Here is a 25,018-nt window from a genome sequence, read left to right as displayed (position 1 = left end):
TCCTCTCGTGGGCGCGGGCTCGCGTACCAGGATGGATCCCTCGCCGCGGCATCGTACGGTGAATATCAGAGCGGTTCCCGCGGTTCCGGGGATGCTTCCTTTCCAGGAGGTCGCGGTCATGTGTTCCACCTTCAGGAGGACCTTCTCGGTCATACCCGAAGTGTCGATCACCACCGGTTCCGTGGTCGGAGACCCGGTCGGTGAAGGGAAACCGTCCGGCGTGTACTGGGCTGTCCGTCGCGGTATTGACGACGTGTCCGGCGTCGACGTGCATCCTGCCAGCAATGGCAGCAGCACCGCCATCACCAGCCCACGCCGCGCGTTCGACCTGGCCCTCTTCGCCCCCACCATGAGCCGAGTGTAGAGGCGCCCGGGTCCGCGGTCGAGGGCTGGCCGGCGTCGTCCCCCACATCGACTGCTCCACAGGATGCCGTTTCCTCCCCGAAATCGGGAGGAAACGGCATCCTGTGGAGCAGTCGATTTTTGTGGGTGCTCGACGGCGGGTGGCCGGGCGTCTAGGCTCGGGGCATGTCGGGGGAACATCTTGCTGCGGCCGCCGGGCGGCGCGCGCTGATTCTTGCACTGGCGGTTCCGCTGCTGGCGGGCTGCACACCGTATGGCACGCAACCGGACCGGTCGCCCACTCCGAGCGGGTCGGCCGTGACGGCGCCGGTGGACACGGTCACGCACCCGCCGGACCTTTCGACCCCGGACATCCCCTATCTGCCCCCGCCGCCGTCGTCCGGTCCTCTGATCATGGACACCTCCAAGGTGACCCAACAGGTGGTGCTCAAAGTCGACCGGATGACGAAGCCGACCTGGGATGTCCACATCCGGGACATGCTGAAAGGTCAGGTGACCTACTCGGTCCAGTGCCTGGGGAAGGGAACCCTCGTGGTGTCCCTGCGGCCCGCCGTCGAGCCTGCATACTCCGTGCGCGGAGACTGCGCAGCTCCCGGGGAGCTCGCCACCTTCGGCGGCAGTGCGGCGGCCCCACCCGACGGCAGCATCGACGTCGCCGTCACTGCACCGCCGGGTGCCCGGTGGGCGCTTCTGGTGACGCAGCCCACGGGCTCCTGACCGCCGTCGTCGTCCGCAGGAGCGCGAGGGAACAGTTGAGGCCCCTACCCGGCGCGGGTAGGGGCCTCAACTGTTCCCTCGCGAAGAGGGGAGGGGAGATCAGCCGGTGAACGGCTTGGCGGAGATGATCTCGACCGGGATCTCCTTGCCGTTCGGCGCGGTGTAAGAGAGGGTGTCACCCTCCTTGTGGCCGATGATGGCCGAGCCCAGGGGGGACTTCTCGCTGAAGACGTCGAGGTCGGAGCTGCCCGCGATCTCGCGGGAACCGAGGAGGAACTTCTCCTCGTCGCCGGCGATCTTCGCGACCACCAGCATGCCGGGCTCGACGACGCCGTCGTCGGCGGGCGCCGCGCCCACCTGGGCGTCACGGAGCAGGACGGTCAGCTGGCGGATGCGGGCCTCGATCTTGCCCTGCTCCTCCTTGGCGGCGTGGTAGCCGCCGTTCTCCTTCAGATCGCCTTCCTGGCGGGCGGCCTCGATCTTCTGAACGATCTCGGCTCGGCCCGGTCCGGACAGGTGCTCCAGCTCAGCCTTGAGACGGTCGTAGGCTTCCTGGGTCAGCCACGCGGCGGATGCGCTATTGGTGCTGGACACGTGAGAACTCCTCTTGATCAACTGCCACAAAGAACCCCGCTGACTGGCCGCTGGATGACGGGCAAACCAGGTCAACGGGGCAAAGGTATTCGCCTAGTGTAGGCAAAGCGGTGGACAAACCAAAGTCAACGGCGGCAGGCGCCGGTTTGGTCAGCGTTTCAGCCAGCAGCTGTCGACGACGCCGGACACCGCCAGCGATTCAGTGCGCACCGTCACACGGCGCTGCGTGGTCTGGCCGTTCTCCGCGCCGAAGTCCGCAGCGTTGGGCGGGACGTCGACGTACTTCCAGCCGACGACCGCGTAGTGGTCATCCAGCGCCTTGATGGCGCACACGGCGGCGCTGTCCCGGTCCTTGGACACCTGGAAGTCCACCTCGGCGAAGGACGGGTCGTTGGCGCTGAAGCTCACAGTCTTGAAGTCCACCGTGCTGACGGAGTTCCGGATGGCCAGGAATCCGGCGGCGCCCACGGCGAGCACCAGGGCCGCCACGAGGATCAGCAGCTTGGCACGCCGCGTGACCGGCCGCTTCTGGCGGCCGTAGCGATTGGATAGGCTGGACTCCATCGGCGTTGGGCTCTGGCTCGGCGTCACCACACCAGTCTAGTTCCTCGTCACCCGCGCGCTGGCCGCCGTCGGTGCCGGGCCATTTCACAGGAGGCCGCCATGAGCGCCGCTGCCCCCGCCACCCCGGAGCGGGTCGTCGACGACGGGGAGACCCTCCGCGTCCTGTTCGTTCATGCCCACCCGGACGACGAGTCGAGCAAGGGCGCCGCCACGATGGCCAAATACGTGGACGAAGGGGCCGAGGTCCTCGTGGCCACGTGCACCGACGGTTCCCGTGGTGACATCCAGAATCCGCACGTGGTGGACGAGGCCCACCCGAAGCGGGACATGGCCGGCGCCCGCCGCCTCGAAATGGACAACGCCGCGCGGATCCTCGGCGTGCAGCAGACGTGGCTCGGCTTCGTGGACTCCGGTCTTCCCGAGGGGGAGCCGCTGCCGGCGCTGCCGGACGGCTGCTTCGCCCTGCAGCCGCTCGACGTCGCGGCCACCCCGCTCGTCAGCCTCATCCGGTCGTTCCGTCCGCATGTCGTGGTGGCCTACGACGAGAACGGCGGCTATCCGCACCCGGACCACATCATGTCCCACAAAGTCGCCGTGGAGGCCTACCACGCCGCCGGCGATCCGGAGCGTTATCCGGGCACCGGCCCCGCCTGGCAGCCCTCGAAGCTCTACTACGACTGCGGTCTCGGCCTGGAGCGCATGCGCGCGCTGCGGGACGCCGCCCGGGCCGAGGGCCTCAACATCCAGGGGCTCGAGTGGATCGACGGGTGGCTGGAGTCCAAGGCCGAGCCGCTGCACATCCCGACCACCCGGATCGACGTCGGCGCCTGGTTTGAGCGGCGCGATGCGGCCCTCAAGGCACACCGCACCCAGATCGACCCGGACGGCTTCTTCTTCGCGTTCCCTGATGAGTTGCAGCGGCGCGTCTGGCCCTATGAGGAATTCGCTCTGATCGATTCGAAGGTCGGGGACACCGTGCCCGAGACGGATCTGTTCGCCGGACTGCGCTGACGGCAGTGTGGCCGGGACGGCCGAGACGCTCGGCCGGGGCCGGGCCCGGCCGGTCTCGGGGCAGTTCTATCCGGCGTAGAATTGGGGGAGTCCCCCAGAACCTGAAGGTGTGAAGCGTGTACCAGCTGCTTGTGCAACTTGCCAACGACCCGAGCCCCAGCCCCCTCCCGGGCCTGAAGCCGGGCCTGACGCAGGACATGGTCACCCCGGGTCTCCTGGGCTTCCTCGCCACGGCCTTCATCGTCATCATCATGGCGTTCCTGATCGTCGACATGGTCCGCCGCATCCGTCGTGTCCGCTACCGCGGTGAAGTGGCCGAAGCGGCGGAGCAGGACGGCACGCAGCAGGACGGCGCTGGGCAGGAGAGCGGCGCTGGTCAGGCCGGCGCCGAGCCGGAGAACGGCACTCCGATCGCGACCGACGACGGCGAGAACGGCCCGCGCAACGCTCGCTGACCCGTGTGCACCACCGAGCTGCATACCGCTGAGCCCCAGTCCCCGTGAAGCGCGGATGCGCGCCTGACGCCTCCCAGCGCCGTCGTGCGTCCAGAAAGTCGTTGCGCGTCCGAAAAGTCAGTCCGAGGACGGCGCGCGGCTTCCCAGGCGCTGCGCCACATTCGCGCTGAGGTGCTCCAAGGAGTCCTTGAGGGTCTGGAACTCCTCGGTGTCGAGGGCCATGGCGTCCGCGATCGCATCCGGCACGGTGACGGCCTTGTCCCGGAGGTGCTGCCCCGCGCTCGTGAGGTTCACCTGGACGCTCCTCTGGTCCTCCGGCACTTTCTCGCGGACGACCAGCCCTGTCGCTTCGAGCCTCTTGATGAGCGGGGTGACGGTGCCGTAGTCGAGGCCCAGTTTCTCGCCCAGCTCACCCATGGTCTGGGGCGCCTTCTCCCAGAGCGCGAGCATCGCCACGTACTGGGGGTATGTGAGCCCGAGGGTGTCCAGAATCGGGCGGTAGGCCGCCGTCACGAGGCGCTGTGCGGTGTAGAGGGAGAAGCACAGCTGATCGCCGAGGTCGAGGCCATGTTGAGGTGTCGCCATCCTCCCACGGTACAACTTGTGCGCAAGTTTTTTCGATAAATACCTTGCGCGCAAGGTGAGACTTCGATAGATTCCTTGCGTGCAAGGTAATTTGCGCACCATCGATCAAGGAGTGAACGCCATGTCCCAGCCGATCCTGGAAACCGCCGCCGCCGAGTTCGCGGCCGCCACCGCCGAGCCTCCGTACCTCTTCGACCTTGGCCCCGTGGAAGGGCGCAAGGCTGTCATCGACGTGCAGTCCGGTGAGGGAGTCGAGAAGCCGGCCATCGATGAGGAGTGGGTCGAGATCGGCGGCGAACGCCCTCTGTCCGCTCGTATCGTCCGTCCCGCAGGGGCCACCGGGGCGCTGCCCGTCGTGCTCTACACGCACGGCGCCGGCTGGGTGTTCGGCAATGCGGCGACGCACGACCGCCTGGTCCGTGAGTTCGCCGTGGGAGTGGGCGCCGCCGTCGTCTTCCCGGAGTATGACCTGTCGCCCGAGGCCCGCTACCCGCATGCGATCGAGCAGAACTTCGCCACGGCACGCTGGATCGTCGAGCACGGTGCGGAGAAGGGGCTGGACGGTTCGCGTCTCGCGATCTCCGGCGACTCCGTGGGCGGCAACATGGCGACCGTCCTGACCCTCATGGCCAAGGAGCGGGGCGGGGTCGAGTTCAAGCACCAGGTGCTGTTCTACCCCGTGACCGACGCGTCGTTCGACACCGAGTCCTACCACCAGTTCGCCGAGGGGTACTTCCTGCGCCGCGACGCCATGCAGTGGTTCTGGGATCAGTACACCACCGATGAGGCCGAGCGGAACCAGATCACCGCTTCCCCACTGCGGGCCACCACGGAGGAACTTGCCGGGCTCCCGCCTGCGCTCGTGATCACGGCTGAAGCCGACGTCCTGCGTGATGAGGGCGAGGCTTACGCGGCCAAGCTGCGGGATGCCGGTGTCCCGGTCACCCAGATCCGGGTGGGTGGCGTCATCCACGACTTCGTGATGCTGGATGCCCTGCGCGACACCCACGGTGCGCGTGCGGCCATGGCGCTGGCGATCCAGACGCTGAAGTCCGCGCTGGCCTGAGCCCGGCTGATCGACTGCTCCATAGGGTGCTGAAATCCTTCGATATGAGGGGCGAAACGACATCCTGTGGAGCAGTCGATGAAGGGGTGGGGTGGGGCCGGTGCGGTGGGGATTTCCTGCCGCGCCGGCCCTGCGGTCTACGATGAGCCGCGTGAAGAGTCGTGACCCGAAGCCGGAGTCCGCGCGTGAGCCCGCCCCGCGGAAGCCGAGCCTGGGGTCGGTGGTGTGGGGGACGCTGCTCACGATCGGCCTGACGGCGGCCCTCACCTTCGCCGTGATGTTCGACCCGCCAAGCCGGAAGAATACGTATCTGGGGCCTGAGGAGAGCGCCCAGGGGGCGCTGGTCGCGGGGATCATCGCGATCGCCGCGCTCCTCATCAGTCTGCTCGCCGTGCAGATCGCTTCGGTCGAGGGGTCCCGGGTCGGCGAGGTCTGCGTGATCACGGTGTCGGTTTTCGTGGTCGGGATCGGGGTGTACCGGGCGATCGTCGGCACCGGCGACGGCCGCGGCTTCACGGCGTCCGATCTGAGCTGGTGGCTGCCGATGGAAGCGGCGATCGTGGTCCTGCTGCTCGGACTGGCCATCCGATGCGACCGACGACGGCGGTCGGGGAGTCTGGCAGTGAAGCGCCGTCGGTGAGCTGGTGCCAGGTCAGCGAAGGCCGGCGTAGTGAGGGATCTCTTCAGCGAGGTGCGTCAGCGCGAGCCGGAAGCCGTTTCCGGAGTGCCTTATCCGGCAGCGCCAACGCCGAGATTGCGACGGTGATGGCAAGGCACACGAGAGCCACCCGAGGTGATGACGCGGTCATGACGACACCGGCCAGGGGAATCATGACGGGCCCCGCCGACATGGTCGCGACCATCCACGCCGAGCTGGTCCTCGACAGGAGGGAATCAGGGGTCATTTCCATGCGGAGCGTCGAGATTGCAGCATTGACGGTCGACGAGATCAAAAGGATCCCGGCGAATGCCGCAACCGCGCCGATGAGGCCCAGCTGTCCTGCCGGGAGGACCGGGTAGACCAGGTAGAGGGGGACGCGAGCAAAGCTTCCGATCCTGATGGCGCGGCGAAGGCCGAGCTTTTTCAGGAGTGGGCCGCTGAGCCAGGACCCTACCAGCGCTGCGATCGAGGGGACTCCCATGGTGATGCCGTACTCGGTGGTGGAGAACTCGAGGTCGTGGAGGAAGAAGACCTGGGTCACCGGGGTGAGGGCGGCGACGGCCCCGGCGAAAAGAACCCAGGAAACCAGGAGTCTGCGGAGGACCGGTTCCTGGACGAAGTAGGTGATGCCCGCGAAGGCATCTCGGAAGGGGTGGCGTTCGTCAGCCTGGATCGGCGGTGGGCTCTCCGGCCTGGGGATGAGGGAAATGCAGCCGGCACTTCCGAGGAAGCAGAGCGCAGCGCAGGCCAGCAGAACGGTCAGAGGGGCGACGCTCGCGAGCAAGCCGGCCGCGACAGGACCACCGATCATGGCGATCCATGCCGCGCCCTGGAGTTTGCCCACGGCATCCGCCCGCGACTCTTCGGGGACGAGGTCCTTGATATGGGCCAGGGAGGCACTGCCGAACAGCATCTGCATCACCGCGTTGACGCACAGGACCGCGACGAGCCACGGCAGTGACAGGAACCCGAACAGAGCCGCGGCCGTCAGGAGTGCGAAGCCAAGGAAACGAACCGCATCGGAGCCGATCAGGATTGGCCGCTTGCGCCGGAACTCTGTGAACATCCCGGCCGGGAGAGCGATCACCACGGCGGCGCATGCCGCAGCGGTGGACAGCACGGTCACACCGGCCGCGCCGACACCCAGGACCTGGATGGCCAGAATCGGAATCAGCACTCCCGCGATCGCTGATGCGCCCTGCGCCGATATCGTGGCGGCCCACAGCCAGCGGAACGAGCTGTCACTGAACGCGGACCGTCCCGTTCGTGCTCCCTGTACCCGATCCAGGGACGTGGCGGCGCCGAGGCCCTGACTCGACCTCATGGCCGTCCTCCCGTTCGGTATGGGACCAGCTCGTCGCGACCCAGTGCCGCCACCATGTGTTCCTCAACATATCGTTCCCTGACGAGGACCGTCATCCCGAGGACCTGTTGCCCGCAGACGAGGGTGACCCCTCCAACCCCCATCGACTGCTCCATACGATGCCGAAATCCCTCGAATCCAGGGGAAAACGACATCGTATGGAGCAGTCGATGAGGGTGGGTCGGGGAGCGGGGGCGGGCATGGGGTGCGGCCGGTTCGTGACGCCCCGTCGCCACTGTCACGCGTGCCGGGCTACGGTGGCTGCATGGCCAATCACCTCGCAGGACAGAGCAGCCTCTACCTCCGCCAGCACGCCGAGCAGCCCGTGGACTGGCACGTCTTCGGCCCGGAGGCTTTCGCGGAGGCCGCCGCACGGGACGTCCCGGTCTTCCTCTCCGTGGGGTACGCGGCGTGTCATTGGTGCCACGTGATGGCCCACGAGTCCTTCGACGACCCCGCCGTGGCCGCGTACCTGAACGCTCATTTCGTGCCGGTCAAGGTGGACCGCGAGGAGCGCCCCGACGTCGACGCCGTCTACATGAGCGCCACGCAGGCCATGACGGGGCAGGGCGGCTGGCCCATGAGCGTCTTCCTGCTCCCCGACGGCCGCGCCTTCCACGCCGGCACCTATTTCCCGCCCCGTCCCGCGCGCGGCATGCCCGCCTTCAGCCAGGTCCTCGCGGCCGTCGCCGAGGCGTGGACGGAGCGCCGCGACGCCGTCGAGCAGCAGGCCTCCCGCCTCGCCCAGGGTCTGAGCGAGTTCGCCTCGCCGGTGCATCTCACGGCCGCCCCGGCCGACGACGGCGGCACGGCGGCCAGGCTCGCCGCCGCCGTCGCGCGTCTGGGGGAGCTGGAATCCCCGGAAGGCGGGTTCGGCAAGGCCCCGAAGTTCCCGCCGGGTCCGCTGCTGCCCTTCCTCACCGATCACGCGGCGAGCGGGCTGCCCCGGGCCGAGGAGGCCGGGGGACTGGCCGCTCGGACGCTCGCCGCCATGGCACGCTCGGCCCTGCGCGACCAGCTCGACGGCGGCTTCTGCCGCTACTCCGTGACGGGGGACTGGTCCGTGCCGCACTTCGAGAAGATGCTCTACGACAACGCGCTCCTCCTGCGCGCCTACGCCCGGTATGTCCGGCTGCTGCGGTCGCCCGAAGGGACCGCCTCCCGCGAAGCCTGGGAGGCCGTGTTCCCCGACGCGGAAGCCGAGGCCGTGGTCGAGGCCCTGGCAGGCTTCCTGCTCACCCCCGCGGACCAGGGCGGTCTGGCCGCGGGGACGAGCGGCGCGTTCCTGTCCGCGATCGACGCCGACTCCGAGCCCTCGCCGGACCAGCTGGCCCGCATCGGGCTGACGCAGGTCGGGCTGCACGAGCGTGAAGGGGCCTTCGCGCTCTGGACCCCGTCCGAGCTGCTCGAACTCCTCGGCGAGGACGGCCTGCGCTTGGCCCGCCTGCTGCACGTGGCCGAGCGGGGGAGCGTCTCCGCGCTCGGCTCGCCCCTGCATCCGGGCGGCGCCCTCGACGACGACGGCCGAGCGCTGCTCGACCGCGCGCGCCCCGTGCTCCTCGCCGCTCGGGCCACGCGTCCGCGTCCGGCGGTGGATGACAAGGTGGTCGCCTCCTGGAACGCCATGACGATCACGGCCCTCGCCGAGGCCGGGCGGGTCCTCGGGCGACCCGAATGGGTGGAGCGGGCCGAGGCAGCCGCCCGGTATCTGCGCGAGGTGCACTGGAACTCTGGGACGCAGTCGCTGGCCAGGGTGTCCCATGAGGGACGTCCGGGGCCGGTGGCGGACCTGCTCGAGGACTATGCCCACACCCTGGAAGCCGCGCTCGCGCTGTACCAGATGACCGGTGACGCCACCTGGTACGAGTGGGCCCGCGAGCTCTCCGACGCCGTCGAGTCCGGCTTCCTCCGCGACGGCCAGGTGCTGAACGAGGACCTCCGGCAGAGCTCCACAGACCTCGAACCCTTGCGGGCGGCCTACGGCGGCCGCTCGGCGGTCGATCTCTTCGACGGCGCGACCCCGGCGCCGGTGTCGGTGCTGGCCGGGGCGTGGCAGACGCTTGCGGCCCTCACCGGCGACCTGACGCTGCGGGACCGGGCACTCGGACTGGCCCGCACTGCGTCGGACGCGGCGTCCGGCCAGCCTCGTGTGGCCGGGACGGCGCTCGCCGTCGAACTGGCCGGGCTGCTCGGCGTCTTGGAGGTCGCCGTCGTGGGCGAGGCCGGGCCCGAGCGGGACCGTCTGCTCGACGCGGTGTTCGGCAGCGCGCGGCCCGGAGTGGTCATCGCGATCGGTGAGGACAGTGGCCGAGTGCCGCTGCTCGACGGCCGCACGCCCGGGCCGGACGGGTCGCCGCGGGCGTACGTGTGCCGGGAGATGGTGTGCCACGCACCCGTGGACTCACCGGAGGAGCTGCGGGCCGGGCTGCGCTGAGCGCCCTCGCCTCAGACGAACACCAGGTTCGCCAGGACGAGGCACACCGCGGTGCCCGTCGCCATGCTGAGGATCGCGTTACGGCGCCACCAATGGGTCAGGGCCGTGACCACGATGCCGGCCATCTCGGGGATGCCGTGGCCGGAACCGCCGAAGTCCACGCCGCTCACCGCGTAGAAGAGCAGGATCAGGATCGCGCCCAGCGGCATCCACACCCGGAGGTCGGCCAGGAGCGGTGAGTCCTTGAGCGCGCCTTTCAGTGCGAACGGGATGGCGCGCAGCGCGAACGTCACGGCGGCGGCCGCGGCCACGGCGAGGAGCAGGTACGGGACGTCAGTCATCGGAGCCTCCCGTCGGGGCGGAGGGCCCACCCTGATCGCCGTGCCCGCGTTTGCCGGTCCAGCGCGATTCGCGCCAGTGCCGCAGGAGCAGTCCTGCGAACAGGAGGCAGAGGGCCACCAGCAGCATCTGCGCCGGGGCGAGCAGCAGGGCCAGGACCGCCGACCCCGCCGCCAGGGCCACGAGCGCCACATCGGGCCGGGCTCGGAAGGCGTCCAGCGTCAGCACGACGAACAGCGCCACCATCAGGAAGCCCAGGCCCTTGATGCTGCCCAGGAAGCCGGAGCCGAGCAGCGCGCCCAGCACCGAGCCGGAGACCCAGGAGATCTGCAGCAGCAGCTGGGTCCAGAGGATCTGCGAAGAACTCGCGCGTTCCCCTCTCCGGCCGGACAGGAGCGCGAAGGCCTCATCGCACAGCGCGAAGATGCTGTACGTCTTCGCGAGCCGCCCGCGCACCCGGTCCAGGGGGAAGGAGAAGCCGTAGAAGAGGTGCCGGGAGTTCACCAGGAACGTGGTGACCGCGATGCTCAGCGCCGGGGTGGCCGACGCCAGCAGCCCCACCAGGATGAACTCGACCGACCCAGCGAACACCACTCCCGACAGCAGCGGCGCCACCCACCAGGGCAGCCCGTGATTGGTGACCAGGACGCCCAGGCCCATGCCGAGCGGAACGAAACCCAGACAGACCATGCCCGCCTCGGACAAGGCCGCGCGCAGCCCGGCGTACCGGGCGGGCGGTGGGCTTGCGGGTCCGGGATTCTGCTGGGGCACCCCACCATCCTAGGGAACGCATCGGTGACCTGCGGACGCGTGGCCAGCCGGACTGCGCCGGGACACCCCAAACGCACGACGACGGCGGCCGGGGTGGCCGCCGTCGTCGTGCGTCAGTGGGGTGCTTCAGCGAGTGCCGCGTACCTCAGGCGCGAGGCGTCGGCCGGTTGGCGATCACGGGAGCGGCGCCCGTGAACCCCTTCCTGGCCTCGGCGATGGCACGGATCCGGTCACGGCAGACGAACCAGCCGACCACCATCAGACCGCAGGCCACCACCGTGGCGAGCAGGGTCCACGGGGAGTCGATGAACACCATGATGAGCACCAGCGCGAGGAACACCAGGGTCACGTAGCCCGTGTATGGGGCGCCCGGCATGCGGAACGACGGCCTCTCCAGCCAGCCCTTGGCGGCCCAGCGCTGCAACTGGATCTGACACAGGATGATCGTGGCCCAGGAGGCGAGGATGCCCACGGAAGCGACGTTGAGGACGATCTCGAAGGCCTCGCCCGGCACCAGGTAGTTCAGCGGGACGCCCAGGAGGGAGACCACTGCGGTGATGGCGATGCCGCCATACGGCACGCCCGCCTTGTTCATGCGCAGTGCGAACTTGGGCGCGGAGCCGGCCGCGGCCATCGAGCGCAGGATGCGGCCGGTGGAGTACAGGCCGGCGTTGAGGGAGGAGAGCGCGGCGGTCAGGACCACGAGGTTCATGATCGAGTCCATGCCCTGCACGCCGATGGAACCGAAGAACGTCACGAAGGGGCTGACACCCTTCTGGTACGCCGTGTACGGCAGGAGGAGCGAGAGCAGGATGACGGAGCCGACGTAGAACACCGCGATGCGGAACACCACGGAGTTGATGGCCTTCGGCATGATCTTCTGCGGGTTCTCGGTCTCGCCGGCCGCGGTGCCCACCAGCTCCACGGAGGCGTAGGCGAACACCACGCCCTGCATGAGCAGGATCATCGGCATCATGCCGTTCGGGAAGATGCCGCCGTTGTCCGTGATGAGGGAGAACCCGGTGGGGGCGCCCGTCGGGGTGCCGAAGATGACCAGCCAGATGCCCACCAGGAGGAAGGACACCAGGGCGACGACCTTGATGAGCGCGAACCAGAACTCCAGCTCACCGAACACCTTCACCGAGACGAGGTTCAGGGAGAGAACGACCACAAGGGCGATCAGAGCCCACGCCCACTGCGGGACGGCGGCGATCCACGGCACGTACTTGCCGAAGAAGTTCATGTAGAGGGCCGCGGCCGTGGTGTCCACGATCGTGGTCATGGCCCAGTTGATCCAGTAGAACCAGCCGGAGACGAACGCGGCCTTCTCACCGAAGAACTCACGGGCGTAGGAGACGAACGAGCCGGAGGACGGGCGGTGCAGCACCAGCTCGCCCAGCGCGCGGAGGATGAGGAAGACGAAGGCGCCGCAGATCGCGTACGCGAAGACGAGGGACGGGCCCGCCGCGGCCAGGCGCCCACCGGCGCCCATGAAGAGGCCGGTTCCGATGGCGCCGCCGATGGCGATCATCTGGACCTGGCGGTTCTTGAGGCCCTTGTGGTAGCCGGCGTCCTCGGCGTGCAGGACGTGGTCGGTCGAGTGGGCGTGCCCGCCGTCCTCCAGGTGGTCGGGGACCGCCTGTGGACTCGGGGAGCTTCCGGAGGAGGACATCATGGGTCCTTTCGGTGAGTGGTGGGGAGATCAGTATTCACGAGGTGCGTTTCGCCGGGGTTTCTTCAAGATTGCACGGAACGCACCCGCGGGGGAGGGGGTCAGGAGGACAGATTCGCGAGGCGTTCCGGGCGGAGGAGCTCCTCCAGCCGTTCGGCCGAGAGCAGGCCGCGCTCCAGGACGAGTTCGGCCACGCCGCGCCCGCTGGCGAGTGCTTCCTGAGCGATCGAGGTGGCAGCCGCGTAGCCCAGCTGGGGGTTGAGCGCGGTGACCAGGCCGATCGAGTGCTCCACGGTGGAGCGCAGATGTGCCGTGTTGGCGGTGATGCCCTGGACACAGCGTGCCGTCAGGGTCCGGCAGGCCGCTTCGAGGTGCGTGATGCTCTTGTGGAGACTGTGCACGATCACGGGTTCGAAGGCGTTGAGCTGCAGCTGGCCCGCCTCCGCGGCCATGGTTACGGTGACGTCGTTGCCGATCACCTCGTAGGCCACCTGGCTGACGACCTCCGGGATCACCGGGTTGATCTTGCCGGGCATGATGGACGAGCCGGACTGGACGGCCGGCAGGTTGATCTCACCGAGACCGGCACGCGGACCGCTCGAGAGCAGCCGCAGGTCGTTGCAGATCTTGGAGAGCTTGACGGCCACGCGCTTGAGGACGCCGGACAAGTGCACGAAGGCGCCCATGTCCGAGGTGGCCTCGATCAGGTCCGGCGCCGTCACGAGGGGCAGCCCGGTGGCTTCGGCGACGTGGCGGCAGGCGGACTCGGCGTAGCCGGCGGGGGCGTTGAGGCCGGTGCCGATCGCGGTGGCGCCGAGGTTGATCTCGTACATGAGCCGCGCGGATTCGCGCAGGCGCTCGCGGTCCTCGCCGATGGTGACGGCGAAGCTGCCGAACTCCTGGCCGAGCGTCATGGGCACGGCGTCCTGCAGCTGGGTGCGGCCCATCTTGACGACGGTGCGGAACTCGGCGGACTTGACCCGGAAGGCCTCCTGGAGCTCCTCGAGCGCGCTCAGCAGGCCCTCGATGCCGCGTGCCGTCGCGATGCGCACTGCGGTGGGGTACACGTCGTTGGTGGACTGGCAGAGGTTCACGTCATCGTTGGGGTGCAGGTGGGCGTAGTCGCCGCGGGGGAAGCCGAGGATCTCGAGCCCACGGTTGGCGATCACCTCGTTGGCGTTCATGTTCGACGACGTCCCGGCGCCGCCCTGGATCACGTCCACCACGAACTGGTCGTCCAGCTGCCCGGCCATGATGTCCAGGCAGGCCGCCTCGATCGCCGCGCCCTTCTCGGGGTCGAGGAGGCCGAGTTCGCGGTTGGCGCGGGAGGCGGCGAGCTTCACGGCGGCCAGGCCGTGGATCAGGTGGGGGTTGCTGGAGAGGCGCTGCCCCGTGATGGGGAAGTTCTCCACGGCGCGCAGGGTGTGTACGCCCCAGTAGGCGTTCTGGGGGACGTTGCGATTTCCGAGGAGGTCATGCTCGCTGCGGAATCCGTCGGCGACCGCTTCGTCGGCGATGGGGGTGGGGGCGATGGTCATAGCATTCGTCCTATCGGGTCTGGGCTGCTCGGGCTCGGTCAGGGGAGACGGGAGCGGGGAAGGCGGCGTCGAGGGCTTCGAGGTGGCCGCGGACCACGCCGCCGCCCAGCACGGGCGGGGCCGCCAGGGCCGCCACGGGTTCGATGTCGACGCCGAGCGAGGACAGAGCGCGGATGGCCACGGGCATGCGGGCCCGGTCTCCGCCGTCGGAGATCTTGACGGCCACCGCGTGGCCGGTGGGGAGACCGATGAGCTGGACGCCCTCGAAGCCGTCCTTGGCGAGGAAGCCCGGCAGCGCGCGCATGAGCGCCGTGACGTCGCGGCCTTCGCCGGCCACCATTTCAGGGTGCCGCATCATGGCGCGCGCGACGGCGGCGGCCGCCGCATCGATTCCGGTGCGGTCTGCGGACGGTGCGGCTCCGTCGTCGTCGGCTCCGGCGTTCTCGGCGGCTTCCGCGGCGAGGCGGGCCAGACGCCCGTAGCCGCGGGCCATCGCCGTGAGGCTGAGGGCCGGCAGGGGAGTGCCGCAGCCGTCGGTGGACCATTGGGCGGGCTCTTCACCGGTGAGCTCGGTGACCGTCTCGGCGACGAGGCGCTGCAGCGGGTGGCCGGGTTCGAGGTAGCCCTCCACCGCCCAGCCGTTCAGGGTGCAGACACCGACCATGGCAGCGTGCTTCCCGGAGCAGTTCTGGCAGATCTGATCCGCCGAGCCGCCGTCGCGGAGCCACTGCTCGCGCTCGGCGACGCCATAGGGGAGGTCGCGGGAGTTCGCCAGGGCGTCCTCGGTCAGTCCGTGGAGCTCCAGGATGCGGTGCGCGCCGTCGCGGTGCTCGGGGCCTCCGCTGTGGCTCGCCGAGGCCAGGGCCAGGAGGTCGTCCGGCAGGTCGAGCCCGGCCCGCAGCATCGCGACGGCCTGGAACGGCTTGAGGGCGGAGCGCGGGTACATCGGAGTCTGGGGGTCTCCGGCGCCGAAGAGCAGTTCCCCGTCCGGGGAAACGACGGCGAAGGAGCCGTAGTGGACCCCTTCGACGCGCTGGTCACGGCTCAGCGTGGCCAGGGGGACGTGGGACGGGACGTCGGGCATGGGTGGCGCCTTCCTTGCTGGATGGATCGTGCCGGGTCTGAGTGGTCCCGGGCGGGGCGGCCGGGCCTGTGCGGTCCGGCGGAGTCGGTGGTGGAGGTCAGGCTCCGTCGAGGGAGTCGATGGCGGCGGTGACGGCGGCGAGGTGGTCCCGCATGGCGCGCGCGGCGCCGTCGGGGGAGCCGGAGGCGATGGCCGCGAGGATCGCGCTGTGCTCCTCGTCGGAGACGCGCTGGCGGTCCGCCAGGAGGTTCAGGGTGCCGGACTGTTTGCCGAGCGCTTCGCGGAGATCGCTCACCACGGTCTCGAAGACCTTGTTCCCGCTGGCCCGGGCGATCTGGAGGTGGAACGCCGAGTCGAGGACGACCCAGGCCTCCGGATCGTCCTCGGAAAGCATGTCGTCCAGGATGCCGCGCAGGGTGTCCAGATCGTCCTCCGTGCGGCGTTCGGCGGCGAGTGACGCGGCAGGCACCTCGATGTGGGGGCGGGCCTCGGTGAGGTCCCGGGCGGAGTAGCGGCCGAGCACCAGATCGGTGGAGACGCGCGCGGAGACGACGAAAGTGCCCTTGCCGGTGTGGGTCTCGGTCAGGCCGAGGGCGGCGCACGAGCGCAGGGCTTCGCGGATGACCGACCGGCTGACGCCATATCCGGTGGCGAGGGCGGCTTCGGAGGGGAGCTTGCTGCCGACGGCGAGGGTGCCGTCCTCGATGCTCTCCCGGAGCCGCGCGAGCACGGCTTCCTGGGCGCTGACACGGCCCAGAGGGGAAGGCGACGCTGCCTTCGCGCTCTGTCCGGCTGTCATGCTGTCTGACAGGTTCATGTGTCGAGTATGGCCCGGGTCACAAGGGGCTGTCAATCGGGAGCTGTGGGTTGCGGTTCGGCTGGCGATGATGATCGCCGACCTTGGTCGCCACCATGCCCTGTGCGGGGCCCCGCCGCGCTGTTAGGCTGTGCCCCGTGATGAGAGTTCTCGACGTCGTGGCCGGCGAGGGTGAAATACGCGGGACGCATGACCCGTTCATGCGTCCCGCCCCCTGACATCTGACCTTCAGCCTGCCATCGGCAGGTCTGTCGGCATTTCCCGGGGAGGGCGCCTTTCTCAGACGTTCCCTCAGGAGACTCCTTCATGTATGCACCTCAGCGACGGTTCATCGCCGTCATCTTCTCCCTGCTCGGCCTCCAAGTTGGAGTGCGCGCCGTCCAATGGGCCGACGTCGCCGTCGTCCTCCACCTCAGCCCGGAGCAGCTCGGCATCAGCGCGGGCGTCGGCGCGGCCGCCGGGATCCTCACTCTCACCACGGGCGCACTCCTCATCGACCGGGTGGGCCGTTGACCTCTGCTGGTGGTGGGGCTCGTGGGCGCCGGCGCCAGTTTCCTGGCCAACGCCGCGGTCGCGGACTATGTCCAATTCCTTCTCGCCTGCCTGGGGTACGGATTGCTCCTCAGCTTTCTCGACCTCGCGGCCAACGCCATCGGGTCCGACTTCGAACGTTCCACTGCGCAGGAGTCGATGGTCGGGTTCCATTCCTGGTTCAGCCTTGCGGCCGCGGTGGGCGCGACGCTGAGCGCCGTGGGGAGCGTGGTCGGCGCGGGCTTCCGACCGGCATTCGCCCTCCTCGGCGTCGCCTTGATCGCCTTCGGCCTCTGGACCCTGCGGCAGCCGCTGCCGCCCGTCACTCCGGCGGTGCACGACGGCGGCCGGCCTCCGGTGCTCGGAGGCGTGCGGCTTCCGGCGACCGTGCTGATCGCGGTGGCGATCGTCGTCCTGTGCTTCTTCGGTGACGGCATCCTGGAGACATTCCTGGCGGTCCTGGTGCGTCACGAAGCCGGTGCGCAGGCGTGGCTCGCCGGATCGACGATCGCGGTGTTCCATTTCTCGTCGTGGCTGGGCCGGTCGGTCTCTCAGCGGGCGGTGACGCGCTGGGGTGATCGGGCGGTGCTCCTCGGCGCGGGAGCGATGTCCGCGCTGGCGATTGTGGCTTCCCTCTGGCTGACCGGCGGCTGGATCGCGACGTTCGGGTTCGGTCTGGTGGGATTCGCCCTGTCGCCGATCGTGCCCCTCGGCATGTCGCTGGCGGGCCGGTACGCGCCGGCCGGATCCGAGGGGCGCGCGATCGGCCTCACCAACGGCGTCGGGTACTCGGCCTTCGTCCTCAGCCCGGTCGTGGCCGGATGGGTCGCCGAGCAGACCTCGATACCGTGGGGAGTAGGGTTGGCGGCACTGACCATGGCCGGTGTTTCGCTGGCGGCGCTGGCCCTGCCCGGCAGGTCCGGCGCCGAAGAGAGGGGAGGGAGCCGTGTCCGAGAGCACTGAGCGGCCGGAGATTGCGCCGCCGGAGATTGGGCAGTTGGAGATCGCGCGGCCCGAGATCGTCTGTCTCTGCGGTTCGATGCGGTTTGCGGAGGAGTTCCGGGCCGCGCAGCGGGAGCTGGGCCTCGCCGGGGCGATCGTGGTCGCTCCGGTCGAATCGGCCTGGTCCGGTGAGGCGCTCACCGATGAGCGGAAGGCGTTCCTGGGGGAGCTCCATCTCCGGAAGATCGACCTGGCGGATCGTGTCGTGGTCATCAATCCGGGCGGGTACGTCGGGGAGTCGACGCAGCGCGAGATCGCCTACGCCCGAGCGGCGGGGAAGCCGGTGGCGTTCACCTATCCGGTTTGAGTGACCGCCCCGCTGACGCCCATTCCCTCATGAACTTCGGCCAGGAGGTCGCTACCAACCGCCCGGCCGAGGAACTGCAGAGGATATCCGTGGCGCTGGGCGAGGTCCCAACGGCCTGAGGGAGCCTCCGAAGCAGTTCTCGTGCGACTCGCCTTGTAACAAGTGGAAGTCCTACCGTGCTCGTGACACTTCAGCGTCCTCGTGAGTTCGACGCTGAGCCTGCTTGATGAGCTATCCAGCGCACTGAAGGTTGAACTATGAAAAATGAAACAGAACAGTTCGTCAGAAATATGGTTCACGCATTTCCCCAGTTAGAACCTATTCTCTCTGAGTCTCTTGAGGACAATTTTGGCGAAATGTTGCCGCACCTCATTATGTCGGACATCGTCCGATGGCTGGCAGATAGAGGTGCGCAAGATCGGGATGTCGCAGAGGCAATCTTGAGTTGGCTGGAAAGTGCTTATAGCGAAGGGGTGGACGAAGTTCAGCAATTAATAGTTGTCAGCGGTGTTGAAATGATCCCGGACCCGGGCGAGTCGGGTTCATACCTGAGAGGTCTTTTGGGGTCGCAGCTAAGAGAGAATGATCCGTGGAGGGAATTCCCAGAAGGTCGGAGCGAGTAGCTGATAGCGAAAGCCTTCGCTCCTGTGGTTGTCATACAACCAAGTACCTAGGACCTTTCGTACTGACGAGAGTAGATGGTTCAGAGAAGACGGTGGTCACTTGCTCTCCTTGATCTCTGGGCATGCGCTCGACAACTGCTTCGACGGAATGCGCAAAGCAATATTGAAGATTCGACTGGGTTAGCACGGAGGTAGAACGAATGAGTGAAAACGCGGAGGTAGATCGCGAAATACGCCCATGGGGAGATGTTCATTCAAGACTTTCCCGCATATTCGACCTAAATAGTCATGTTCCTACAGATCCATTTCGCCAAAGTTTTAGGCACGAGGCATATTTTCATTGGGACCACTTTCTGAACGGAAATTTCTCTGATCTGCTGAAGGAATTTGCGAATCGCGTCGGTGATCGCTCTATCGATCTTGTGGGAGTGAGCGAATCTCGCAATTCACAAACGCTGCACTCTCGTGCGGATTCTATTGACGTGGCGTCCATGACCCCAGGCTCGTACTGGGCGATGCTGATGAATCCTGTTGAAGACAACTATTACTCCGCAACGAGCACGGCCATCTCCGGAGAGAGCCAGAAGTGGACCTGCTGGGCGGATAACAGCTGGGAAATGGTGATACTGGGTTCCGAACTAGAGCTATCAACACTCGAGCTATTCGGCGTGTCATATTATACAAATATTTCAGACGCACTGGAGCTGATAGAACCACTTTCCACAGGGTCATCCGAGGATGCCCAAAATGACCAAGAAACGGAAGTTGTCATGAGAAGTTTTATCTCCAATTTTGGAGGCGCCGGATGGTCCACGATTCAGTGCGGTCCCGAATTTGAGTGAGCGGATGGGTGGATCGCTGGGCGAACGCGGCAGCTGGAACTTCCATTTTTCGATGCTCCAAACGCTGATCAACCAGGAGTTGATACCGTGACAAATTCCGGAAACTGGCGGAAGCCTATGACTTCTGTCGAGCTGATGGCCAAACTTATGAATGATGAAGATTATTTGCGTCGGAAGAAGACGAGAGAGGCCGAGCTGGCGCTTCGTGCGGCTGAGAGGGGTCGTAACAGGCAGCCAGTCCACGATGCGTTGGCAGAGGTAGGCATTGTCGAGACGTATGACCGAGCGACTGGGAAGAGCATAGGCGATCCGAAGCTGTTCGAAGTTGCCATTTCGCAGCTGAAGAGCGGCGCCCATGACGACGATACGCGGGGGTGGATAGCTCGGCTCTGCGCAACTCGCGAAGCGGCGCCGTATTGGGATGAGCTAGAAGAGCTTTTCCGGGCGGCGCCTCGTGGGAGCCGTGAAAGCGATGGTCTGGCAGCTGCCCTTTCACGTTGCGCCTGCTCGGTTCATGTGGATCAGATGATGAACATCGTGAAGAACCCAGAGTTCGGAACTAATCGCATCTATTTTCTCAGGCCGATCAATCGCCTGGGCCGTGCGCGGGGGAAAGAGTTCGTGTCAGGCTACGTGGATGATCCGGAACTCGGCCGGGAGGCATCGGCCATCATGCGGGGCTGGTCGGCGAACCAGGGATGAGCAGACGAACAGACGTGCGAAGTTTCGTTTCGGGGTCATCAGTGCCTGGGACTCGGCGTGTCTGCCCGTGGAAAGGAATATCCGGTGATGGCTCGAACCTCACGCCCTGACGAGCTCACTCTTGCCGAAACGTATCGGGTCATGCTTCGTTTCGTCGCCGATTATCGGGGGCGTGCTGGCAATGATCTGGTGACCCTGCTCGGAGGGACAGTTCCTATGGGTCACGGAGTTCCGGGCGATCCTGCATCACCTGATGATTGGAGAGTCGCGATCAGGGAGGAATTCGGGTGTCTCGACGTCGGGGACATCGAGTGGCCGTCGTCTGCTGAGAACTTTCGGCCTGATGCATATGGGCGGCGGTTTCCGTTCTGGGCGATTCCGAAGGATCGACTCAGGATCGATGGTGACGTCGCGTACCTGACCCTTCGGGATGCGTTCGCGTTAGCGGCGGATTTTATATGGCGGTTCGAAGACCGTCCTATGGACTATCTGGATGAGTTCATCGCGAGGTCGGAACTTGGTTCTGACGGCAGACCACTCGACCCGAAATATGAGCATGACTGGGCCGAGTCGCTGGGCGATCTGCTCGATGAATCTCCGGATGCACTCCGCCGCACCATTCGATTCTTCTGACGAGAGAGCCTGGCGGGAGCTGGGTTCCGCCGGTCGAATCGGGCTGGTCCGGTGAAACCCTTACCGACGAGCGGAAGGCGTTCCAGGGGGAGCTCCACCTCCGGAAGATCGACCTGGCGGATCGCGTCGTGGTCATCAACCCCGGTGGCTACGTCGGGGAGTCGACCAAGCGCGAGATCGCCTACGCGCGAGCGGCGGGGAAGCCTGTGGCGTTCACCCATCCGGGCTGAGCAGCCGCATCGCTGACGCGAACGGCTACAGCCGACGACGCCGGGCGGCACCCGCAGCCGCCGGGTGCCGGCGCCGTCCCCGGCGTCGCGCACGACAGTGCCGACTGCGCGGCCGCTGCCGCGCAGCCTCAGCCCAGGACGCTGAAGAAGATCGCGATCAGATGGCAGGTGAAGCCGAGCACCGTGAACGCGTGGAAGAGCTCGTGGAAGCCGAAGAACTGGTAGCTGAAGTTCGGGCGCTTGAGGCCGTAGAACACGGCGCCCGCGATGTAGAACGCGCCGCCGCAGCAGATCAGGATCGCGGCGGGCACGCTTGCCGCGAAGAACTGCGGAAGGAAGAGCAGCGCCGCGCAGCCGAGGGCCACGTAGATGGGGACGTAGAGCCAGCGGGGGGCATGCAGCCACAGTAGCCGGAACGCGACGGCGGCCAGCGCGCCGCCCCAGACGAGCCAGAGGACGAGGCTCGCCGTCGGGCGGTCGAGCAGGGTCCAGGCCAGCGGGGTGTAGCTGCCCGCGATGACCAGCACGATGTTCGTGTGGTCCAGGCGCTTGAGGATGGCCTTGACCTTCGGACTCCAGTTGCCGCGATGGTAGATCGCGCTGACCGTGAAGAGTAGGAGGCCTGTGAAGGCGTAGACGGCCGAGACGATCTTCCGGTCCGGCGTCGGAGCGAGGCAGATCAGGACGATGCTCGCCGCCAGAGCGAGAGGCGCTGCCACGGCGTGGATCCATCCCCGCCAGGCGGGCTTGATGGCCAGCATTTCGGCGCGGGCCGCGAGGCGGGCGGCAGGGGACGAGGGCTGTTGGGGAGCTACTGACCGCATGCCTCCATGCTAACTTACGCTTCCGTAGGTTACCGACCGGTAACCTGAAAGCTGCCCCGGAATGCGTTTCTCAGGCGGTAGCCTTGGACACGGAAGTCCCGCGGCGCGGGTACGCGCGAACGGGAAGAGGTGGGACTTGATGAGCATTCAGGATTTCCTCTACGGCATGTACGAACGCCGCTTGGAACACGGGCTGGCCAAGGACCGCATCCCGGGCCATATCGGGGTCATGGTGGACGGCAACCGGCGCTGGGCCAAGCAGTTCAACGCACCCTCGAGCCGGGGACATCAGGCCGGCGCGGACAAGATCCTGGAATTCCTGCACTGGTGCCAGGAGCTCGGCGTCAAGGTCGTCACGCTCTACATGCTCTCCACCGACAACATGAGCCGCTCCTCCGAAGAACTCGATGAACTCATGACGATCATCGCCGACACCCTCGACCGCCTCGACGAGGACGAGAACATCTCCGTCCACGCGATGGGCGCCCCGGAGCTGCTCCCGGATTACCTCGCGGAACGCCTCAACCGCCTGACTCATAAGACCCCCGTCCAGGAAGCCGTGCACGTCAACGTAGCGGTCGGCTACGGCGGACGGCGCGAGATCGTCGACGCCGTGCGCGCGCTCATGAAGGACGCCGCCGGGCGAGGCGAGACCCTGGAAACCCTCTCCACCTCGCTCACGGTGGAGGACATCTCGCGCTTCCTCTATACCGCGGGCCAGCCCGATCCGGATCTTGTCATCCGCACCTCCGGAGAGCAGCGTCTGTCCGGATTCCTCATGTGGCAGAGCGCGTACAGCGAGTTCTACTTCTGCGAGGCCCTCTGGCCGGCGTTCCGCAAAGTCGATTTCCTCCGCGCCCTCCGCGACTACGCGGGCCGGCAGCGCCGCTTCGGGACCTGACTGTGCCCTATTGCGTTGTGTGCTCAGTTGTTGCGGGTGATTCCGCGAAACACCCGCAACAACTGAGCACACAACGACGACGGCGAGTCGCCTAGCTGCGGTACCGCTCGCGGTATTCGGACTCGAGCATGCCGAGATGCACCTTGTCGTGGAACTCGCCGCGGTGGAACACGGCGTCGCGCTCCCGGCCCTCCTCGACGAAACCGAGTGAACGGTACAGTCGCAGGGCGCGGTCGTTGAAGGACCAGGTGTCCAGGGCGGCCTTGTGAGCGGCCATCTCCTCGAAGACGACCCGCAGCATGACGCGCAGGGCATCCCCGCCGAAGCCCTGCCCCTGATAGCGGGGGCCGATCATGATGGCGAGCGTCGCCGTCCGGACGCGCGGGTTCATGCCCCAGGCGGTCACGTGCCCCACCAGTTCGCCACCCTGGGACATCTCGCCGCTCTGAGCGATGATGCTGAACCCCACGGCCTTCATGGAGTCGTTCTTGCTCCACTGCTGGAACAGCTCGGTGATGTCCTCGGTGAGAAGCGGCGAGGTCGTGTAGCGCTGGAGCACGGCGAGTCCGGGGTCGTTCCACCAGCCCGTGAGCTCCGGGAGGTCCTCGGGGAGAAGGCCCCGCAGCACCGTCAGTTCGCCCGTGTAGAGCCCGCTCGCCCATTCCTGCATCGTCGTCGTCGCCATGATGCCAGCCTATCGGGGCGCCCCGGTGGTCCCGGACTCGGCCGTTCACGGAAAATTAACGCCGCGCTTGCCGTGGCGGCTGTCGTGGCCGGGCCTCCGGGGTTAGCGTGGTCCTAACGCCGGGGAACACTCCCGGCGCCACGGGAGGCCATCCATGGAGCGAGGAATCGCACCAGCTGCGGGGGAGGCCGGATCCGGCCTCCGGGCCGACCGCCTCACCTAGATCAATCCGGGCGAGCGCCCGGGGCTGGAGTTGATGTGGCTATTTCCGATGTGACCACCGCGAACGACACGGCGCAGGGCACCGGTGCGAAAAAGAGCACCGCGAAGAAAGCTACCTCTCGCACCACGCGGGGGCGTTCCACGACGGGGACGGCCCCGGACCAGGCGCCCGCTGGCCGCAGTTTCGTGATCGACACCTCCGTCCTGCTCTCCGATCCGCGGGCCCTGCTGCGTTTCGCTGAGCACGAGGTCATCGTCCCGGTGGTCGTGATCGCCGAGCTGGAGGGCAAACGCCACGATCCCGAGCTGGGCTACTTCGCTCGCAAGGCACTGCGGCTGCTGGATGACCTCCGGGTCGAGCATGGCAGCCTCAACCGGCCCATCCCGCTCGGGACCGACGGCGGCACGCTGCGGGTGGAACTGAACCACATCAGCGCCGAGGTGCTTCCGGCCGGCTTCCGGTCCGGCGACAACGACGCGCGCATCCTGGCGGTCGCCAAGAACCTCGCCGATGAGGGCCACGATGTGACCGTGGTGTCCAAGGATCTGCCCATGCGCGTGAAGGCCTCCGCCATGGGCCTGGCCGCCGACGAATACCGCAACGAACTCGTCAAGGACACCGGCTGGACGGGTCTGTCCGAGCTGGACGTCACCGAGGAGGAGGTCTCCACCCTTTACGGCCACGAACCGGTGCTGATCCCGGCCGCGGCCGAACTCCCGGTGAACACCGGTCTGGTGATGCTCTCGCCGCGTGGTTCGGCCCTCGGCCGGGTGGGCGCCGACAAGCAGGTCCGTCTCGTCAAGGGCGACCGCGACGTGTTCGGCCTCCACGGGCGTTCGGCGGAACAGCGGCTGGCGATCGACATGCTGATGGACCCCTCGGTCGGGATCGTGTCCCTCGGCGGCCGGGCGGGCACCGGCAAGTCGGCCCTGGCCCTCTGCGCCGGCCTCGAGGCTGTCCTGGAACGCCAGGAACACCGGAAAGTAGTGGTCTTCCGGCCCCTGTACGCGGTGGGCGGCCAGGAACTCGGCTACCTGCCGGGCTCCGAGGCGGAGAAGATGAACCCCTGGGCGCAGGCCGTGTTCGACACCCTCGGCGCTCTGGTCTCCCAGGAGGTGGTTGAGGAGGTCATGGACCGCGGCATGCTGGAGGTCCTCCCGCTCACGCACATCCGCGGACGCTCGCTGCACGATTCGTTCGTGATCGTGGACGAAGCCCAGTCCCTCGAGAAGAACGTGCTTCTCACCGTGATGAGCCGCATGGGGCAGAACTCCAAGATCGTCCTCACCCACGACGTCGCGCAGCGCGACAATCTGCGCGTCGGACGCCATGACGGGATCGCCGCCGTCGTCGAGACGCTCAAGGGGCACCCGCTGTTCGCGCACATGACCCTGACCCGGAGTGAGCGCTCGCCGATCGCGGCTCTCGTCACGGAACTGCTGGAAGGCGCGGAGATCTAGGCCTCCGCTCACACCCCACGC

28 protein-coding genes are annotated in these 25,018 nt (G+C 67.4%); 16 read left to right on the top strand and 12 right to left on the bottom strand.

All coding sequences use genetic code 11. The annotated features are described in order from the left end of the window. Positions 1–118: 118 nt before the first annotated feature. Together AB6732_RS10700 and AB6732_RS10695 are read left to right on the top strand one after the other, a co-directional pair. Positions 119–364 (top strand): hypothetical protein, encoded by a 246-nt coding sequence (locus AB6732_RS10700; protein ID WP_370959945.1) that lies wholly within the window; start codon positions 119–121, stop codon positions 362–364. A gap of 164 nt (positions 365–528) precedes the next feature. Beyond that, entirely contained in the window at positions 529–1,080 is a 552-nt protein-coding gene (locus tag AB6732_RS10695) for a hypothetical protein (RefSeq protein ID WP_370959944.1), read from the top strand. Positions 1,081–1,179: 99 nt separating this feature from the next. Here the strand turns inward: AB6732_RS10695 and greA are convergent, their stop codons facing one another. Continuing rightward, positions 1,180–1,674 carry a transcription elongation factor GreA gene (gene greA / locus AB6732_RS10690; RefSeq protein WP_370959943.1) on the bottom strand — a complete coding sequence of 165 codons (495 nt, stop codon included), beginning with the start codon at positions 1,672–1,674 and terminating at the stop codon, positions 1,180–1,182. A 150-nt stretch (positions 1,675–1,824) separates the two neighbouring features. Continuing rightward, positions 1,825–2,265, bottom strand: coding sequence for a DUF4307 domain-containing protein (locus tag AB6732_RS10685; protein WP_370959942.1), 441 nt, complete (start codon positions 2,263–2,265; stop codon positions 1,825–1,827). A gap of 72 nt (positions 2,266–2,337) precedes the next feature. On the opposite strand from AB6732_RS10685, the gene mca reads away from it, so the two are divergent. Further along, positions 2,338–3,249: a mycothiol conjugate amidase Mca gene (gene mca, locus AB6732_RS10680; RefSeq protein WP_370959941.1), complete on the top strand. Its 912-nt coding sequence runs from the start codon at positions 2,338–2,340 to the stop codon at positions 3,247–3,249. Positions 3,250–3,365: 116 nt separating this feature from the next. Continuing rightward, the gene (locus AB6732_RS10675) at positions 3,366–3,704 is read left to right on the top strand and encodes a hypothetical protein (RefSeq protein WP_370959940.1); all 339 of its coding nucleotides are present in this window, start codon (positions 3,366–3,368) and stop codon (positions 3,702–3,704) included. A 117-nt stretch (positions 3,705–3,821) separates the two neighbouring features. Here the strand turns inward: AB6732_RS10675 and AB6732_RS10670 are convergent, their stop codons facing one another. Then, positions 3,822–4,289, bottom strand: a complete 468-nt coding sequence (locus AB6732_RS10670; RefSeq protein ID WP_370959939.1) for a MarR family winged helix-turn-helix transcriptional regulator — start codon at positions 4,287–4,289, stop codon at positions 3,822–3,824. A gap of 121 nt (positions 4,290–4,410) precedes the next feature. On the opposite strand from AB6732_RS10670, the gene AB6732_RS10665 reads away from it, so the two are divergent. Next, complete coding sequence (locus AB6732_RS10665) at positions 4,411–5,355, top strand: alpha/beta hydrolase (protein ID WP_370959938.1); 945 nt, start codon at positions 4,411–4,413, stop codon at positions 5,353–5,355. A gap of 151 nt (positions 5,356–5,506) precedes the next feature. Then, positions 5,507–5,995, top strand: a complete 489-nt coding sequence (locus AB6732_RS10660; RefSeq protein ID WP_370959937.1) for a hypothetical protein — start codon at positions 5,507–5,509, stop codon at positions 5,993–5,995. A 43-nt stretch (positions 5,996–6,038) separates the two neighbouring features. On the opposite strand, the gene AB6732_RS10655 is transcribed toward AB6732_RS10660, so the two are convergent. Continuing rightward, the gene (locus AB6732_RS10655; RefSeq protein ID WP_370959936.1) at positions 6,039–7,340 is read right to left on the bottom strand and encodes an MFS transporter; all 1,302 of its coding nucleotides are present in this window, start codon (positions 7,338–7,340) and stop codon (positions 6,039–6,041) included. A 304-nt stretch (positions 7,341–7,644) separates the two neighbouring features. Between AB6732_RS10655 and AB6732_RS10650 the strand changes: the two genes are divergently transcribed. Next, the gene (locus AB6732_RS10650) at positions 7,645–9,813 is read left to right on the top strand and encodes a thioredoxin domain-containing protein (protein WP_370959935.1); all 2,169 of its coding nucleotides are present in this window, start codon (positions 7,645–7,647) and stop codon (positions 9,811–9,813) included. 11 nt (positions 9,814–9,824) lie between these two features. On the opposite strand, the gene AB6732_RS10645 is transcribed toward AB6732_RS10650, so the two are convergent. From AB6732_RS10645 to AB6732_RS10620, 6 genes are all read right to left on the bottom strand, one after another. After that, positions 9,825–10,154 carry a branched-chain amino acid transporter permease gene (locus AB6732_RS10645; protein ID WP_066214545.1) on the bottom strand — a complete coding sequence of 110 codons (330 nt, stop codon included), beginning with the start codon at positions 10,152–10,154 and terminating at the stop codon, positions 9,825–9,827. Beyond that, a complete protein-coding gene (locus tag AB6732_RS10640) occupies positions 10,147–10,923 on the bottom strand; it encodes an AzlC family ABC transporter permease (protein ID WP_370959934.1) in 777 nt (258 codons plus the stop codon). Before AB6732_RS10640 ends, AB6732_RS10645 begins: the two co-directional genes overlap by 8 nt. 145 nt (positions 10,924–11,068) lie before the next feature. Next, positions 11,069–12,598, bottom strand: a complete 1,530-nt coding sequence (locus tag AB6732_RS10635) for an amino acid permease (protein WP_370959933.1) — start codon at positions 12,596–12,598, stop codon at positions 11,069–11,071. Positions 12,599–12,696: 98 nt separating this feature from the next. Further along, positions 12,697–14,133, bottom strand: coding sequence for an aspartate ammonia-lyase (locus AB6732_RS10630; protein ID WP_370959932.1), 1,437 nt, complete (start codon positions 14,131–14,133; stop codon positions 12,697–12,699). 10 nt (positions 14,134–14,143) lie between these two features. After that, the gene (locus AB6732_RS10625; RefSeq protein WP_370959931.1) at positions 14,144–15,217 is read right to left on the bottom strand and encodes an asparaginase; all 1,074 of its coding nucleotides are present in this window, start codon (positions 15,215–15,217) and stop codon (positions 14,144–14,146) included. A gap of 97 nt (positions 15,218–15,314) precedes the next feature. Beyond that, positions 15,315–16,034, bottom strand: a complete 720-nt coding sequence (locus AB6732_RS10620) for a FadR/GntR family transcriptional regulator (protein WP_370959930.1) — start codon at positions 16,032–16,034, stop codon at positions 15,315–15,317. Positions 16,035–16,340: 306 nt separating this feature from the next. Between AB6732_RS10620 and AB6732_RS10615 the strand changes: the two genes are divergently transcribed. From AB6732_RS10615 to AB6732_RS10585, 7 genes are all read left to right on the top strand, one after another. Beyond that, on the top strand, positions 16,341–16,547 hold the full coding sequence (locus AB6732_RS10615) for a hypothetical protein (RefSeq protein WP_370959929.1): 207 nt from the start codon (positions 16,341–16,343) through the stop codon (positions 16,545–16,547). Positions 16,548–16,556: 9 nt separating this feature from the next. Then, on the top strand, positions 16,557–17,528 hold the full coding sequence (locus AB6732_RS10610) for a sugar MFS transporter (RefSeq protein WP_370959928.1): 972 nt from the start codon (positions 16,557–16,559) through the stop codon (positions 17,526–17,528). Further along, entirely contained in the window at positions 17,512–17,874 is a 363-nt protein-coding gene (locus tag AB6732_RS10605) for a hypothetical protein (RefSeq protein ID WP_370959927.1), read from the top strand. Before AB6732_RS10610 ends, AB6732_RS10605 begins: the two co-directional genes overlap by 17 nt. Positions 17,875–18,131: 257 nt before the next feature. Continuing rightward, positions 18,132–18,497, top strand: a complete 366-nt coding sequence (locus tag AB6732_RS10600) for a hypothetical protein (RefSeq protein ID WP_370959926.1) — start codon at positions 18,132–18,134, stop codon at positions 18,495–18,497. Positions 18,498–18,697: 200 nt separating this feature from the next. Beyond that, positions 18,698–19,339: a hypothetical protein gene (locus tag AB6732_RS10595; protein WP_370959925.1), complete on the top strand. Its 642-nt coding sequence runs from the start codon at positions 18,698–18,700 to the stop codon at positions 19,337–19,339. 117 nt (positions 19,340–19,456) lie between these two features. Further along, positions 19,457–20,041, top strand: a complete 585-nt coding sequence (locus AB6732_RS10590; protein ID WP_370959924.1) for a hypothetical protein — start codon at positions 19,457–19,459, stop codon at positions 20,039–20,041. 141 nt (positions 20,042–20,182) lie between these two features. Further along, positions 20,183–20,674, top strand: coding sequence for a hypothetical protein (locus AB6732_RS10585; RefSeq protein WP_370959923.1), 492 nt, complete (start codon positions 20,183–20,185; stop codon positions 20,672–20,674). Between the two features lie 358 nt (positions 20,675–21,032). On the opposite strand, the gene AB6732_RS10580 is transcribed toward AB6732_RS10585, so the two are convergent. Beyond that, positions 21,033–21,728 carry a hemolysin III family protein gene (locus AB6732_RS10580; RefSeq protein WP_370959922.1) on the bottom strand — a complete coding sequence of 232 codons (696 nt, stop codon included), beginning with the start codon at positions 21,726–21,728 and terminating at the stop codon, positions 21,033–21,035. Positions 21,729–21,867: 139 nt separating this feature from the next. Here AB6732_RS10580 and AB6732_RS10575 point away from each other — a divergent pair, with 139 nt between their 5' ends. Then, on the top strand, positions 21,868–22,629 hold the full coding sequence (locus AB6732_RS10575; RefSeq protein ID WP_370959921.1) for an isoprenyl transferase: 762 nt from the start codon (positions 21,868–21,870) through the stop codon (positions 22,627–22,629). Between the two features lie 91 nt (positions 22,630–22,720). On the opposite strand, the gene AB6732_RS10570 is transcribed toward AB6732_RS10575, so the two are convergent. Next, positions 22,721–23,314, bottom strand: a complete 594-nt coding sequence (locus tag AB6732_RS10570) for a GNAT family N-acetyltransferase (RefSeq protein ID WP_370959920.1) — start codon at positions 23,312–23,314, stop codon at positions 22,721–22,723. A gap of 273 nt (positions 23,315–23,587) precedes the next feature. Here AB6732_RS10570 and AB6732_RS10565 point away from each other — a divergent pair, with 273 nt between their 5' ends. After that, positions 23,588–24,997 carry a PhoH family protein gene (locus AB6732_RS10565; RefSeq protein ID WP_370960121.1) on the top strand — a complete coding sequence of 470 codons (1,410 nt, stop codon included), beginning with the start codon at positions 23,588–23,590 and terminating at the stop codon, positions 24,995–24,997. The last annotated feature ends 21 nt before the right edge of the window (positions 24,998–25,018 follow it).

The sequence above is a fragment of the Arthrobacter sp. RCC_34 genome (assembly GCF_041360795.1).
Classification (GTDB): Bacteria; Actinomycetota; Actinomycetes; order Actinomycetales; family Micrococcaceae; genus Arthrobacter_E.
This window is presented reverse-complemented; position numbering and strand designations above follow the sequence as displayed.